The organism is Clostridium sp. (genome assembly GCF_050717635.1).
Classification (GTDB): domain Bacteria; phylum Bacillota; class Clostridia; order Clostridiales; family Clostridiaceae; genus Clostridium_AD.
Map to the genome: position 1 here is coordinate 280,014 of NZ_JBOITO010000013.1, position 14,484 is coordinate 294,497.

Genomic DNA, 14,484 nt, shown 5'->3' on the forward strand with positions numbered 1-14,484 from the left:
CTCCTTTTAAAAAGAAATATATCTATGATATTCTATCATAGCAATGTTAAGTTATTGTTAAGTTTATTAAAAAATTTGTTGATTATTTAGTTTTTTTAAACATTAGCTTAATAAACAGTACTGTTGTTCTTTCATACTATGCACTCCATTTCTAAGTTTTAGACGTTTTTTTATCATGGTACATTCTATCATCCGCAGCCTTAAACATCTCATCAAATGTTTCATTTGCGGAGTAACGAGTGGCGTATCCAAATGCGGTGGTCACATTTATAATTTCATTTTCTGAAATTATAATAGGGTTCTTTGTTAAAGCTATTTTTATGGCTTTCATGATTTCTGTTGCAATTACTTCATTTGTATTTTCTAAAATAACAAGAAATTCATCACCACCCATTCGAATCAATAATGAGTCAGTAGGGCAGTTTTCTTTAAGTAAGTCTGCAAAATGTTTTAACAATAAGTCTCCTATTAAGTGGCCGTATTTATCGTTTGTAATTTTTAAATTATTGATGTCTCCAATTATAAAACTTTGAGGATAAACTAGAAAATCCAATGTATCCATTATTTTAGAACTGAAATAATTTCTATTATAGAGATTAGTAAGTGCATCAGTATTGAGTAATTCTTCCTTTTGTCGTAGTAATTCAGAAGAGAATTTTTCTTTTATTAAAGCCTTAATTAGTCTAACTACATATATGATTACAAATATCAATATAGTGCCGAGTCCTATTATCGTGAATATTAACTTTTGTAAATAGTTTTTATTTGCTACATGAGGGACTTCGTCATATCCTTTTCTTCTTAAATTATTTATATCCAACATGGGTATAACCTTATCAATGATACTGGAAAGTTCTGGTTTTTCTTTTGATATTCCATAGTACAAATAAGAATCAGTACTTGTGGCCCCTTTTTCTACTAAATCGAATAATTGTAGCTCTTCTGTGTAATATCTAACCACTGTGGGGTTTTCAATTAAATAATCAGCTTTACCTTTATGTACCATTAACATAGATTCTTGAATTGAGGAGGTCTCTATAATATTTACAGAGGTTAAGTTTTTTATAAGATGTTCATAATGCCAAAATCCTTTAATTACGGCAACTCTTTTTCCCTCTAAACCAAAAATATCTAGAACGTCTTTACTATCTTTTCTCCCCACAATAATATCTCGTTCAGTACTATAGGGTTGTGGGTATAATAGATATTTTAAACGATCCTCAGTTTTAGCAATATTTACAATATCTACTTGACCATTTTTTAACTTCGTATTTAACTCATCAAACTCACCATACTTATTAATAAATACTATACCAGTTTTTAGAGAGATTTCATTTATTATCTGTCCACTTATCCCTTTATATTCTCCAGCATGAAAATAGTCGAAGGGCAAGTAATCTTTAGTAATACCTACCACTGCTTGGCCATCATTTTCAAGCCAACTGATTTCAGCGGGGGTGAGATTCATTATTTTTAAATTATATTCTACTTCAGCTTCACTAATGATTTTAGAAAGAACATTTCCTTCTAAATGTTTAATTTCACTTTCGAGTATATTAAATAACATTTCATTGCTTTTTTTAGTAGAAAAAGTTAAGTCAGAGGTGATATTATTTAATTTGAATGCATAATTTAATTCTGGAAATCGGTATATATAATCAAAAACGACAGGTCCACCAGAGGTTATTAAAGCGTCAATTTCATTTTTGTTTATTGCTGCGATACATTCTTCTTGAGAAGCATAGAATTTTGATTTATATTTTATATTTTTATAAATTGTTGGTAGTATATCAATAACAATATCATCTTTTATAAATCCCACTGTTTTTTTATCAATATCGCCTATAGTATGAATGGAACCTCCCTTCTTTGAGATAAGTGCGTAAGGGATCTTATAAATAGGTTGAGTAAAAAGCATTGTTTTTTTTCTTTCAGGTGTTTCATTTGCTCCAAAAAGAATATCTATATTACCAGTGTGAAGAGAAGAATATACTTCTCCCCAACTTTTTGAGGTTTTAAGCTGAATAGTTATTCCCAAATCTTTTTCTATAAGATCAATGAGCGGAATTAAATATCCTCTTTCTTGGTCTTTATATATGAAGTATTCCATACCAAGTCCTGGATTAATTCCTAAAGTGAAAATTTTGTCCTTATTTTTGTGTAACCATTGTTCTTCTTCCACAGTCAATTTTAGTGAAGTATCTATGGATCCATAGGCAAAAGTGCTTCCTAAAATTAGTAGTAGATAAGTGAAAATAATAATTTTAATTGTGTTTTTCACCATAGCACATCCTATTCGTAACTGAGGCCTATTGTAGGCAAAGTTACACATATTTAATTTTTATAGTAATATATAATATATTTTAATACAGATTTGAAATATTTACAATGATTAGGTATAAAAGTAAGTGTATATTTTGTAATATATATATAATAAAAATTGTGCAAATATTATTTAGGTAACATTTGTTACCGACTTTTAACATGTACAAAAGTATACTAGAGATAGTTCAACAATAAATGTTGACTTACTTAGGTTTATATTGATCCATTTAATTAATAAAAACAATTAGGAGGAATTACAATGGGAATGTTTTGTTATCAATGTCAAGAAGCTTCAAAGGGCACAGGTTGTACAGTAAGAGGAGTTTGTGGTAAAACAGATGATGTAGCTAATATGCAGGATTTATTAATTTATGTTCTAAAAGGCATATCAATTTATAGTACAAAAGCAAGGGAACTTGGGATAGAAAATGAAGAAGTAAATAAATTTGTTGTAAATGGTTTATTTATGACGATAACAAATGCAAATTTTGATAAAGCTAGATTTGTAGATACAATAACAAAGGGATTAGAATTACGTGAAGTAATTAAAGCTCAGCTAGTAAAAGCAGGTGGCGTTATAGATGAAAATTTACCAGAATGTGCATCATGGACAGGTACTTCAGAAGAATTTGAAAGTAAATCCATAAATGTGGGAGTTCTTAAAACAGAAAATGAAGATGTAAGATCATTAAGAGAACTAGTAATTTACGGTATTAAAGGAATGGCAGCTTATGTTGAACATGCATATGTATTAGAGTATGAAAACAAGGACCTGTATGCATTTATGCAAAAGGGCCTAGAACAAACCACTAATGACAAGCTAACTGTGGATGAATTAGTTGCACTAGTACTTGAGTGCGGTAAATATGGAGTAGATGCTATGGCACTATTAGATGAAGCTAACACTACTACTTATGGTAATCCAGAGATTACAAAGGTTAATATTGGAGTTCGAAACAACCCAGGTATATTAATTAGTGGACATGATTTAAAGGATATGGAAGAGCTATTAAAGCAGACAGAAGGCACTGGAGTAGATGTATATACTCACAGCGAAATGTTACCTGCAAACTATTATCCAGCTTTTAAGAAATATGATCACCTTGTAGGTAATTATGGAAATGCATGGTGGAAGCAAAATTCAGAGTTTGAAAGCTTTAATGGGCCTATACTAATGACAACAAATTGTATCACTCCTCCGAAGGCTTCTTATAAAGAGAGAGTTTATACTACAGGAGCATCTGGATTTTACGGTCTTAAACACATAGCAGATAGAAAAGATGGAATGACAAAAGATTTTTCAGAAATAATTGAGCATGCTAAAAAATGTAGTGCACCAATTGAAATTGAAAGAGGAGAAATAGTTGGAGGCTTTGCTCATAACCAAGTAATAGCACTTGCTGACAAAGTTGTAGAGGCTGTAAAAACAGGAGCAATCAAAAGATTCTTTGTAATGGCTGGGTGTGATGGAAGAATGAAAGGCCGTGAATACTATACGCAGTTTGCAAAGGAATTACCAAATGATACAGTTATTTTAACAGCAGGTTGTGCAAAATATAGATACAATAAATTAGAACTTGGAGATATCGGTGGAATTCCTAGAGTTCTAGATGCAGGACAATGTAATGATTCATATTCATTAGTAGTTATTGCAATGAAACTTCAAGAAGTGTTCGGTCTTTCTGACATTAATGAATTACCAATAACATATAATATCGCATGGTATGAGCAAAAAGCTGTAATAGTACTATTAGCGTTATTACACCTCGGTGTTAAGGATATTCACTTAGGACCAACATTACCAGCATTTTTATCCCCAAATGTGGTTAACGTATTAGTTAAAAACTTTGGAATAGCTGGGATTGGAACTGTAGAAGAAGATATAAAAATGTTTATGGATTAAAAATTTCAAATAATCACCCTAGTTAATTTTACATAGAAATAATATTTGTGGGTAAAATAATTATGAGGTGAGATTGATGGATAAGGAACATTCAAAAGGATCTAATGATATAACTTACGCAAATTTATCAGAAGGAGAAACAAAGAAATTAAAAGAATTAGAGCAAACTTTTAATAATCAATTTAAGTGTGACTATTATCTTATGGTGATGAAAAAGTGATTAAATAAAACCCTGATAAATATCAGGGTTTTATTTATATTATAGAAATTTATAACAAAGTAAGTATTAATATCTAAATTATTAAAGAATTATTTTGAAAAACTCTTGAATAATTTACAAATGTATCTTAAACTGTAAGAGCGATAATGTTAATATAGGTATTAATTATAAAGTATAAAAAACCTGGTGAACTTATAACTAAATTTAAAAAACAAAGTTAATAATGTTAGGTGTGTTACTGACTAGCTCAGGCATGAACCATATAAAGTGATGTTAAAGCACCTTATTAGTTCGTGTTTTTTGTTTTAAGGATCTTTTTAAAAGAAGTTTTTAACTTTGACACTCTAGTGGATTATGCTACAACATGCCACTTGCCAGGTGGTTTCCCAATTTTATTGGGGTGGCACCAGAAATAGAGGAGGATGATGAATGTGTTTGGTTTATTTAGTAAAAATAAGCAAGATAAGGGTATAAGCTTAAAATCTCCAGTTGTGGGGAGATGTTTTGATATATCGGAAATACCAGATGAAGTATTCTCTACAAAAATGTTAGGTAATGGAATAGGATTTGAATCTACAGATGGAATATTATATTCACCAGCTGATGGTGAAATTGTTCAAGTATTCCCTACAAAACATGCTGTGATTTTAAGGACCAAAGACGGAATAGAAATGCTACTTCACATTGGTGTTGATACAGTCGAGATGAAAGGTGAGGGCTTTGAAACATTTGTTAAAAAGGCACAAAAAGTAAAGGCTGGAGATAAATTAGTATCTTTTGACAATGACTTAATTAAAGCTAAAGCTAAATCTAACTTAAGTGCATTAATTCTTACAGATAGCGATAGTATGGAGTCTGTAGAATTTAATTTAGGGGATGTAGATAAAGCTAATGATGTAGTAATAATAAAACTAAAGAAATAGGAGTGATTATATTATGATACAAAAAAAAGCAATAGTTAAAAGTGAAACCGGAATACACGCTAGACCAGCATTATTGGTAGTTAAAGAGGCTTCTAAGTTTAAATCAGAAGTTCTTATAGTAAAAGATGGAAATGAATACAATTCAAAAAGTATAGTTTCTATAATGTCTATGGGGGCTGTTAAAGACGATGAAATAACAATAAAGGCTACTGGTGCTGATGAAGAAGCTGCAGCAGTTGCTATGGTAAAACTTATTGAACAAGGGCTTTAAAAGAAGTTAATAATTATTTTCTTAAAAAGAAGGGTTACTAGGAGGTTTCAGTATGTTAAAAGCAATAGGTGCGTCTTTTGGAATTGCTATAGGTACAGCTTTAGTTATTAAAGAAGAATCCGTAGAAATAAAAAGTTGTAAGGTTGACGATATAGAGTTTGAGCTAAGTAGATTTAATAATGCTCTGCAAGAAGCAATAACTCAGCTAGAAAAAATAACCGAAGATATAAAAGAAAACCTAGGAAGCGAGAAAGCAGAGATATTTGAAGCACATTTAATGATGCTTTCTGATCCAGAATTCATAGGTGCTATTCAAAATAAAATTACTGAAGAAAAATTTAATGCTGAATATTCGCTACAAACAGTAAGGGATGAAACTGCAGCTATATTTGAAGCCATGGAAAATAAATATATGACTGAGAGGGCAGCGGATATAAAAGATGTAAGTAAAAGAGTATTAAATATATTACTAGGAATAAAAGTAGCTTCAATTGCTGAAATACAGGAAGAGTGTATAATAATTGCCAAGGATCTTACACCATCAGATACAGCACAGATTAATAAATCTAAAGTTTTGGGTTTTATAACTGAAATAGGAGGAAAAACTTCTCACACTGCTATTATTGCTCGTTCTTTAGAATTACCTGCAGTTGTAGGAGCAGGTAGTGGTTTGCAGAAAATCAAAGATGGGGATTTAATTATTTTAGATGGAGAACAGGGGATAGTTATTGTAAATCCAGATGAGAAAGCTTTAAATGAGTACAAAGCTAAAAGAGAAGAATTTATTGAATTAAAAAGTCAATTACTTAAATATGTTTCAATGGAATCTACTACTTTAGATGGTAAAACAGTAGAGCTTGCAGCAAATATAGGATCTGTGGAAGACGTAGAAAATGTTTTGAAAAATGGTGCAGAAGCTATAGGATTATTCAGAACAGAGTTTTTATATATGTCTAAAGATGCACTTCCGACTGAAGAAGAACAATTTGATACATATAAGTCAGTACTTGAAAAAATGGGTGAAAAACCAGTTATTATAAGAACCTTAGATATTGGTGGAGATAAGAAGTTGAACTATCTACCATTGGATGAAGAAATGAATCCTTTCCTAGGTTACAGGGCTATAAGAATATGCCTGGATAGAACCGACATATTTATAACACAATTAAGAGCCTTATTAAGGGCTTCTAAATTTGGAACACTTAAAATTATGTTTCCTATGATATCAAGTCTACAAGAACTTAAAATGGCTAAAAAGATATTACAGGATTGTAAAGATGAGCTTAAAGCAGAGAACGTAGCATTCGATGATAACGTCCAAGTGGGCATTATGATAGAAATACCTTCAGCGGCAGTAATGTCAGATGTGTTAGCTAAAGAAGTGGATTTCTTTAGTATAGGTACAAATGATTTAATTCAGTATACATTAGCTGTGGATAGAATGAATGAAAAAATAGCATATTTATATGATTTCTATCATCCAGGAGTTTTAAGACTTATTAAAACTGTAATAGATAATGGACATAAGGCAGGGATAATGGTAGGTATGTGTGGAGAAATGGCAGGAATTACAGAACTCATTCCAGTACTACTTGGGTTTGGTTTAGATGAATTCAGTATGAGCGCTTCTTCAATACTAAGAGCACGTAGAACTGTTACAGAGGCGAATTATGAAGAGTGCATAAAACTATCAAAGCCAGTATTATCTTTTGGAGATTCAGACAAAATAAAAGAATTTTTAAAGGTTGATATTAAAGCATAAGATAATATTAACTAAATATTATAATAAAAAGTAACCTATTCTTAAATTGTGGATAGGTTGCTTTTTTGTGCTAAAATTATATATAATATATTAGTAATATAAAATTTGATTTAGATAAAGGATGAGATGATATGGTAGAAATAAAGGAGAAACTTATATTTCATATAGATGTTAATTCTGCATTCCTGTCTTGGAGCGCTGTAGATAAACTTTTGAAGGGCCAGGTCATCGATCTAAGAGATATAGCATCTGTAATAGGAGGAGACGAAGAGTCAAGGCGTGGGGTAGTTTTAGCGAAATCTATGACAGCGAAAAAAGCTGGAATAGTAACAGGAGAAAGCTTATTTACTGCAAGGAAAAAATGCGCCAACCTTGTAGTGGTAGCGCCTGACTTTAATTTGTATGAAAGTTGTAGTAGAGCTATGCAAGAAATTTTTACAGATTATACACCATATGTGGAGAAATTTTCTATAGATGAGTGTTTTTTAGATATGACAAGCTATAATACATCAAAAGAAGCTGCGCAGTGGATAGCTGAGGATATTAAAAATAGGATAAGTACAGAACTAGGATTTACGGTGAATATTGGGATTTCAGATGTTAAGCTTTTAGCTAAGATGGCTTCAGATTTTGAAAAGCCCGATAAAATACATACACTTTTTAAAAATGAAATCCAAAAAAAATTATGGCAATTGAATGTTTCAGAGCTTTTCATGGTTGGCAAGAAAACTGTTCCTAGGCTTAATAATTTGAATATATTTACTATAGGTGATTTAGCAAGGTACGATGTGGAAATATTAAAATATCACTTTAAAAGTAGCGGACGTGTCATGTGGCAATACGCCAATGGTATAGATAGCTCAGAAGTGAAATGGAACAAATATGAGCTGAAGGGAATAAGCAATTCCACTACATTAAGTGAGGATATTGAAAGCAAAAATGAGGCTTATATAGTACTATTATCATTGGTAGATCATACATCTACAAGGCTAAGGGATATAAAGAAATGCTGTTACTGTATTTCTGTAACTATAAAAAATCACGAATTTATTAATTATTCAGCCAGTAAGACTTTAAAAAATGCCACTGATTCTACAGAAGAAATATTAAAAACAGTAAAAAATATCTTTGATGTATTATGGAAAGGTGAGCCCATAAGATTACTAGGCGTTTCGTTAAATAATTTGTGCATGGATAATTTTAAACAAATATCAATTTTTGATATGGATAACGGTAATTATGAAAAGCAAAGAGATTTAGACAAAACTATGGATAGTCTAAGAGGAAGGTATGGTAAAAATATAATTATGAAATCAGTATTTCTAAAAAAAAATAACTAGCAATTTTGCTAGTTATTTTATGTAAAAACTTTAAATTTATAGTTTTTCATACACGCAAAAGTCATCTTTTAATGAAGTTATTACATATGCCTTATGATTATCTCCAGCAGTTTTTACATACTCTTCAACAATTAAACTATAATCAATTTCCTTGTTTCTGAAAAATAAACTTTTATCAGTGATTATCTTTTCATTTAATGTTTCATCAGCGCCATCGTAAATATCATTCTTATTTCTAGCGCAATAAGTTGTAAGTGTATTACCATCTGCTTCTACGGACCAATAATAAGTGTCTCTTGTGTTTAGAATAAGAACATTTGATATAATATTCTCAGGCACACCTAGTTTACGTAAGAAAGTTCTTTGTTCCATAATTTTTTTCCCCCTCGAAAATTTTATAGTATATGTTAATATATTAACAGAATATCAATAGGAAAATCAACCTCTATGAGGTTAATTTACAAAAAGTTATAAAAATAACCAAATTTGCTGCTAAGTATTGTTCTATATTATAATAAAGCAATGTAAACTAGGTAAGAAGTACTATTTTTATGGAGGCCTAAGAATCATGGACAATAGAGCGCTGATACCATTATATTTTAATGAGAATATGATAAATAATTTATATACTATTGTGATAGAGGAGTTTGCAGAAATTAAAAGTGAAAGTGTTAGAAAGATGTTGACAGTTACTACCAATACGCCCTTATACGAACTTACTTGTGGTAAAATAAGGCAAGGAGATTTAAATGTTCAAGTTCTAAATGAATTTTCATCTCAAAGAATCGAAGAAAGAGTTTCAATTGTAATAACAATACTATCCAGATTAAAAAATATACTTAATAATCAAAGTATGTTGAAGATTATAAATAATGAGAATGATGTAAAGAATATAAAAGAATTTGATTTTGTACAGTTTACTATTAAATTATATAAAAATCCAGTTATTGAATATATAGAAGATATAATTAGGATTATGGAAATGCAGTTAGCCTTTTCACCTGCAAATGGAGAGAAGGGTAATGGAAGTGAAGAAGATATAGTTAAGAGACAAGTTATGAAAATTCTTAAGGATGATATGGGAAATTGTAAAAAAGAAAAATGTATAAAATACATTAGCAGTAGTATAGGTACTAGAAATACAAAGGTTATAGTACCCTTAGAAATAAAATATATGGCGGATAATTTAGATTACATTGAAGGTGCAAGTATTACTGTGCTTGGTAAAGTGGTAAGAATTTCAAAGGAAAATGAAAATAACAGCAATAGTTTGCTTAGTGGCACATACTTCGATTATCTAAATGAGGAGTATTTTCAAGAATTTAAGAATAGATTTTTGAAAAATACAAATTTAATTAGAGATTATAAAACAAATGAAATAGAAATTAATGAACCTATCATTGAAATTATACCTATAGCAATGTATATTTAAAATTTATATAAAGGGTGATTATAATGAATAAAAATAGCACAATATCTGAAACATCTATGGTTATACCTAAGGATGTAAAAATAATTTTAGATACTTTAAAAAATAGTGGATATGAGTCCTACATAGTAGGAGGGTGTGTACGCGATTTTATAATGGGGATATCTGTGCCTAAAGACTATGATATAGCTACCAGCGCCCTGCCAGAGGAAATTATTAGACTATTCCTAAAGACTATACCTACTGGTATAAAACACGGTACAGTTACTGTTATGATCAGTGGTGAGGGGTATGAGGTTACGACATATAGAATAGATGGCGAGTATATGGATAATAGAAGACCGGAAGCTGTTACCTTTGTATCAAATTTAAAAGAGGATTTAGCTAGACGTGATTTTACTATAAATGCACTAGCTTTAAATGCGGAACATGGTGTTATAGATTATTTTGGTGGGTTAGAAGATTTAGAAGAAAAAATAATTAGAGCTGTAGGAGAACCTAATAAAAGGTTTCAAGAAGATGCACTAAGAATGCTTAGAGCAATTCGTTTTGCAGCAAGGTTAGAGTTTCACATAGAAGAAAAAACACTTGACGCTATAAAAGTAAATTGCAACCTTATATTAAATATAAGTGGTGAAAGAATTAGAGATGAACTATGTAAAATGTTAGTATCTAATAATGCTACAAAAGCTTTAAGATTACTTGAGGAAACTAAGCTATTAGGGCTTATACTACCAGAACTTCAAAAGGCTGTAGGATTTAATCAGCTAAATCCTCACCATGACAAAGATATATTTAAACATACTTTAGCAGTTGTGGAAAACTGTCCATTTGAGCTTAATTTGAGAGTGGCAGCGTTGCTACATGACATAGGTAAACCAGATTGTTTTACTATTGATGAGGGTGGTGTAGGTCATTTTTATGGTCATGATAAAAGAGGGGTTATATTGGCCCAGCAAATTTTAAAAAGATTTAAATTCGATAATGATAGTATAGATAAAATTAGCATTTTAGTAAAGGAACATATGAATGTACTTGAAAAACCAACAACTACTTCTGTAAAACGTCTTATTAATAGAGTGTCTGTGAATTTAATATTTGACCTATTTGTATTGCAAAGAGCAGATGCATTAGGCTCACGTTCTCCTGAAATTCGTTTAGAACAGATTGATATAATGGAAGAAAAAACAAGGTCTATTTTAGAATCTAAAGTTCCACTGTCTATAAGTGAACTTGCAGTAAATGGTAGTGATTTAATGGTAGAATTTTCACTTAAGAAAGGGCAAGAAATAGGAAAGATGCTTAAATTTCTTCTAGAAAAAACATTAGAAAATCCAGAATTAAATAGTAAGGAACAACTTTTAGTTATAATTCATGATGAATATATAAAAAATAAACAATTACACTAAGTTTAGTGTGATTGTTTATTTTTTAATTTACTATTTAAAAATAGTAAGAATAAATGCTTCTCCTATTTCCTCAAGTAGAGGTTCTTTACTTCCTTTATTTTTCATGGTTTTTAGAATCATAGGAATTCCTCTTCCAAGCTGGTCAATATACCTCATATTTTCCATGTATTTAACTAAAAACGGATTTCTAGCATAAGATATACCTATTTTCATTTTTTCAATAGAATTTTAAATTATTTAATATACTTTTTAATAATTCAGAAAACACTTTACGACAATATTTGTGGGTGATGTTACATTTTTATCTAAAAGGAAAAAAAATTCTGAGGTGTTATAAAAATTTAGTATAAAACCTCCACTTAGGTGCAAAATAATAAAGGACGTGAAAAGTGAAAGGAGGTATTTACATGAAAGCAATTGAAACAATTACAGTAGTAAATGAATTTGGCAAGAATGTAGTTTTAGAGTTGATTGATGCTGTTAAAGTGGATGGAAGGGAATATGTGATAGTTGGTCCCAAGGATTCTGATGAGGCATATGCGTATAAGTCAGTTGTAAAGGGCGGCGAAACAGAATACTCGTCTGTAGGAGTGGGACCAGAATTTAAAAAGGTATTAGACGAATATAACAAGCATCAAAAATAATTTGTATATTTATAAGCAATATATAGTTAGGAGGCTTTTTATATGAAGAATCGTGAACAAGCTAGTAAGGAAAATCTACGTAATTATATTAATAAGGACACAAAGACCCAAAACCCACATTCTAAAAATCAATTAATTCAAACTATTGAAGAAAGTGCATATAATGAAAGTGTTTTTGAAACTAAAAAAAGTGAGTATGGCGGAACTAAGTCAGAATAACTAATAAGAATTTAATAAAACAGCAGGTGTTTATTATCAATAATATGATAATAAACATCTGCTGTTTTTGTTATACTATAATAGTGTAAAGTTTATAAATAAGAATAACAAGTGGAAAGGAATTAATTTATGATAAAAATATTTGAAGAATTTGAGAAGCATCTAATGGAAGATGGTAAACCTTCTATATATTTTAAAGAAATAATGATAAGTCGAAGCATTATTTCTGAATATCCAGTTTCATTATTAAAAGCCTTAGTAGAAACACCTCAATCTCCAGAGCATCACCCAGAAGGCAGTGCATGGATTCATACACTGCTAGTGGTAGATAATGCAGCCAAAGTAAAAGAGCTAAGCCAAAATCCTAGAGCCTTTATGTGGGGTGCATTGCTACATGATTTAGGGAAAGCACCTACTACAAAAATTTGTAAGGGCAAAATAACTTCTTATGACCATGACAAGGTAGGTGCAGAGCTTTGTAGAGAATTTCTTCGAGTGTTTACAAAGGACCAAGAATTTATTAAGGAAGTTACAGCTTTAGTTAGGTGGCATATGCAAACATTATTTGTAATAAAAGATTTACCTTTTGGAGATGTGAGGGGCATGGCATCAGAGACAAGCATTAGTGAAATTGCATTGTTATCACAGTGCGATAGATTGGGAAGAGGTCAACTTAGTGCCAGTAAAATCAAAGAAGAGAAGGAGAACATTAAATCTTTTGTTCGAAAATGCAACGAAATTTTATTGTCTTCGAAATAGGATTACTAAATAAAAGTATTCATTATTACAAATGCACTCACGTCGCCAAGTAATTCTAAAAATTATTTTATCGATATCTACTAAAAAACGCAAACTCGCTAACGCTCAAACATGCGTTTTTCTATACGTAGCTATAGATAAAATAATTTAAGAATTACTAAGGCTTGTTCGAATGCATTTTACATAATATATACTTTCATTAATAAATCTATAATTCCAAGAGATACTAATATAGTAATAAAGCTAATAGCTCAAAAGATGGTTATAAGCGTGTATAAAAAATATTCGAATCCTGTGGTATACTGATAGAGTATTTAATATAAAATATCATGTGTAGAAAAAGAAGCCCAGGACCTTGCAGGCATGGGGGAGATTAAGATAAGTGGAGATGATTTAATTGAGATATGAAGGAACGGTATATAGACCACCTAGTGAGGCGTATAGTCTTATAGTACAAGTTACTATTGGATGTTCACATAATGGGTGTAGTTTTTGTGGGATGTACAAGGATAAAAAGTTTAGGGTACGTGATTTAAAAGAAATTATGGAAGATTTGGAAGAGGCTAAGTTAAATAGTGGGATAATTAAAAAGGTATTTTTAGCGGATGGAGATGCACTAGTGCTTGAAACTGAAAAATTGAAAGCTATACTTTTAAAAATAAAAGAATTATTTCCTCAGTGCGAGCGGGTAGGGATTTATGCTACTCCAAAGGACATTTTAAGAAAATCCTTAGATGAACTTAGGGAACTTAAAGATTGCGGTATAGGAATTGTGTATCTAGGTGTGGAATCTGGAAGTAATGATATATTAAAAAATATAAATAAGGGGGTAACTGCCCAGGAAATGATTATGGCAGGGTGCAAGATTAAGGAAAGTGGAATAAAGTTATCTACTACCCTTATTTCAGGAATTGGAGGAAACTTAAAAAGTAGAGAGCATGCAATGGAATCTGCTAGGATCATAAGTGCTATAAATCCTGATTATGTAGGGCTTTTAACACTAATGCTTGAAAGTGGAACTCCCATATATGAAGATGTGAAAAAGTGTGATTTTAATTTATTAAATCCAGAACAAGTAATGGTTGAGACAAGAGAATTTTTGAAAAATGTAGAGGTTACTAATTGTATATTTAGAAGTAATCATGCTTCAAATTATATGGCATTAGCTGGAACATTACCAGGAGATAAAAATAAGTTATTAAGGGATATTGACCGTGCCATTAAAGGTAAGTCTAGTTATAAACAAGAAGAATATAGAAGACTTTAAAACAAAAAAAAGG

At 30.6% G+C, this 14,484-nt stretch carries 15 protein-coding genes; 12 read left to right on the forward strand and 3 right to left on the reverse strand.

Annotated elements, in window-relative coordinates:
• Window positions 1-151: 151 nt before the first annotated feature.
• Window positions 152-2,281, reverse strand: a complete 2,130-nt coding sequence (locus ACREWB_RS07270; protein WP_431546799.1) for a transporter substrate-binding domain-containing diguanylate cyclase — start codon at window positions 2,279-2,281, stop codon at window positions 152-154.
• Between the two features lie 303 nt (window positions 2,282-2,584).
• Here ACREWB_RS07270 and hcp point away from each other — a divergent pair, with 303 nt between their 5' ends.
• From hcp to ACREWB_RS07300, 6 genes are all read left to right on the forward strand, one after another.
• Window positions 2,585-4,228 carry a hydroxylamine reductase gene (hcp, locus tag ACREWB_RS07275; protein ID WP_431546800.1) on the forward strand — a complete coding sequence of 548 codons (1,644 nt, stop codon included), beginning with the start codon at window positions 2,585-2,587 and terminating at the stop codon, window positions 4,226-4,228.
• A gap of 76 nt (window positions 4,229-4,304) precedes the next feature.
• Window positions 4,305-4,448, forward strand: coding sequence for a polynucleotide phosphorylase (locus tag ACREWB_RS07280; RefSeq protein ID WP_431546801.1), 144 nt, complete (start codon window positions 4,305-4,307; stop codon window positions 4,446-4,448).
• A 431-nt stretch (window positions 4,449-4,879) separates the two neighbouring features.
• On the forward strand, window positions 4,880-5,371 hold the full coding sequence (locus ACREWB_RS07285; protein ID WP_431546802.1) for a PTS sugar transporter subunit IIA: 492 nt from the start codon (window positions 4,880-4,882) through the stop codon (window positions 5,369-5,371).
• Window positions 5,372-5,384: 13 nt separating this feature from the next.
• Entirely contained in the window at window positions 5,385-5,642 is a 258-nt protein-coding gene (locus ACREWB_RS07290; protein ID WP_431546803.1) for an HPr family phosphocarrier protein, read from the forward strand.
• A 52-nt stretch (window positions 5,643-5,694) separates the two neighbouring features.
• Entirely contained in the window at window positions 5,695-7,404 is a 1,710-nt protein-coding gene (gene ptsP, locus ACREWB_RS07295) for a phosphoenolpyruvate--protein phosphotransferase (protein WP_431546804.1), read from the forward strand.
• Window positions 7,405-7,535: 131 nt separating this feature from the next.
• A complete protein-coding gene (locus ACREWB_RS07300) occupies window positions 7,536-8,744 on the forward strand; it encodes a Y-family DNA polymerase (RefSeq protein ID WP_431546805.1) in 1,209 nt (402 codons plus the stop codon).
• 36 nt (window positions 8,745-8,780) lie between these two features.
• On the opposite strand, the gene ACREWB_RS07305 is transcribed toward ACREWB_RS07300, so the two are convergent.
• Window positions 8,781-9,116: a hypothetical protein gene (locus ACREWB_RS07305; protein ID WP_431546806.1), complete on the reverse strand. Its 336-nt coding sequence runs from the start codon at window positions 9,114-9,116 to the stop codon at window positions 8,781-8,783.
• A gap of 196 nt (window positions 9,117-9,312) precedes the next feature.
• Here ACREWB_RS07305 and ACREWB_RS07310 point away from each other — a divergent pair, with 196 nt between their 5' ends.
• The gene (locus tag ACREWB_RS07310) at window positions 9,313-10,176 is read left to right on the forward strand and encodes a DUF6414 family protein (RefSeq protein ID WP_431546807.1); all 864 of its coding nucleotides are present in this window, start codon (window positions 9,313-9,315) and stop codon (window positions 10,174-10,176) included.
• Window positions 10,177-10,196: 20 nt separating this feature from the next.
• Window positions 10,197-11,582, forward strand: coding sequence for a CCA tRNA nucleotidyltransferase (locus ACREWB_RS07315; RefSeq protein ID WP_431547161.1), 1,386 nt, complete (start codon window positions 10,197-10,199; stop codon window positions 11,580-11,582).
• 30 nt (window positions 11,583-11,612) lie between these two features.
• Here ACREWB_RS07315 and ACREWB_RS07320 read toward each other — a convergent pair whose 3' ends face one another.
• Entirely contained in the window at window positions 11,613-11,795 is a 183-nt protein-coding gene (locus ACREWB_RS07320) for an ATP-binding protein (protein ID WP_431546808.1), read from the reverse strand.
• Window positions 11,796-11,989: 194 nt separating this feature from the next.
• On the opposite strand from ACREWB_RS07320, the gene ACREWB_RS07325 reads away from it, so the two are divergent.
• The 4 genes from ACREWB_RS07325 to ACREWB_RS07340 all read left to right on the forward strand — a co-directional run bounded on the left by ACREWB_RS07325 (window position 11,990) and on the right by ACREWB_RS07340 (window position 14,471).
• Entirely contained in the window at window positions 11,990-12,226 is a 237-nt protein-coding gene (locus tag ACREWB_RS07325) for a DUF1292 domain-containing protein (protein ID WP_431546809.1), read from the forward strand.
• A gap of 42 nt (window positions 12,227-12,268) precedes the next feature.
• The gene (locus ACREWB_RS07330) at window positions 12,269-12,445 is read left to right on the forward strand and encodes a hypothetical protein (RefSeq protein ID WP_431546810.1); all 177 of its coding nucleotides are present in this window, start codon (window positions 12,269-12,271) and stop codon (window positions 12,443-12,445) included.
• A gap of 129 nt (window positions 12,446-12,574) precedes the next feature.
• On the forward strand, window positions 12,575-13,204 hold the full coding sequence (locus tag ACREWB_RS07335; protein WP_431546811.1) for an HD domain-containing protein: 630 nt from the start codon (window positions 12,575-12,577) through the stop codon (window positions 13,202-13,204).
• A gap of 397 nt (window positions 13,205-13,601) precedes the next feature.
• On the forward strand, window positions 13,602-14,471 hold the full coding sequence (locus ACREWB_RS07340; RefSeq protein ID WP_431546812.1) for a radical SAM protein: 870 nt from the start codon (window positions 13,602-13,604) through the stop codon (window positions 14,469-14,471).
• Window positions 14,472-14,484 lie beyond the last annotated feature (13 nt).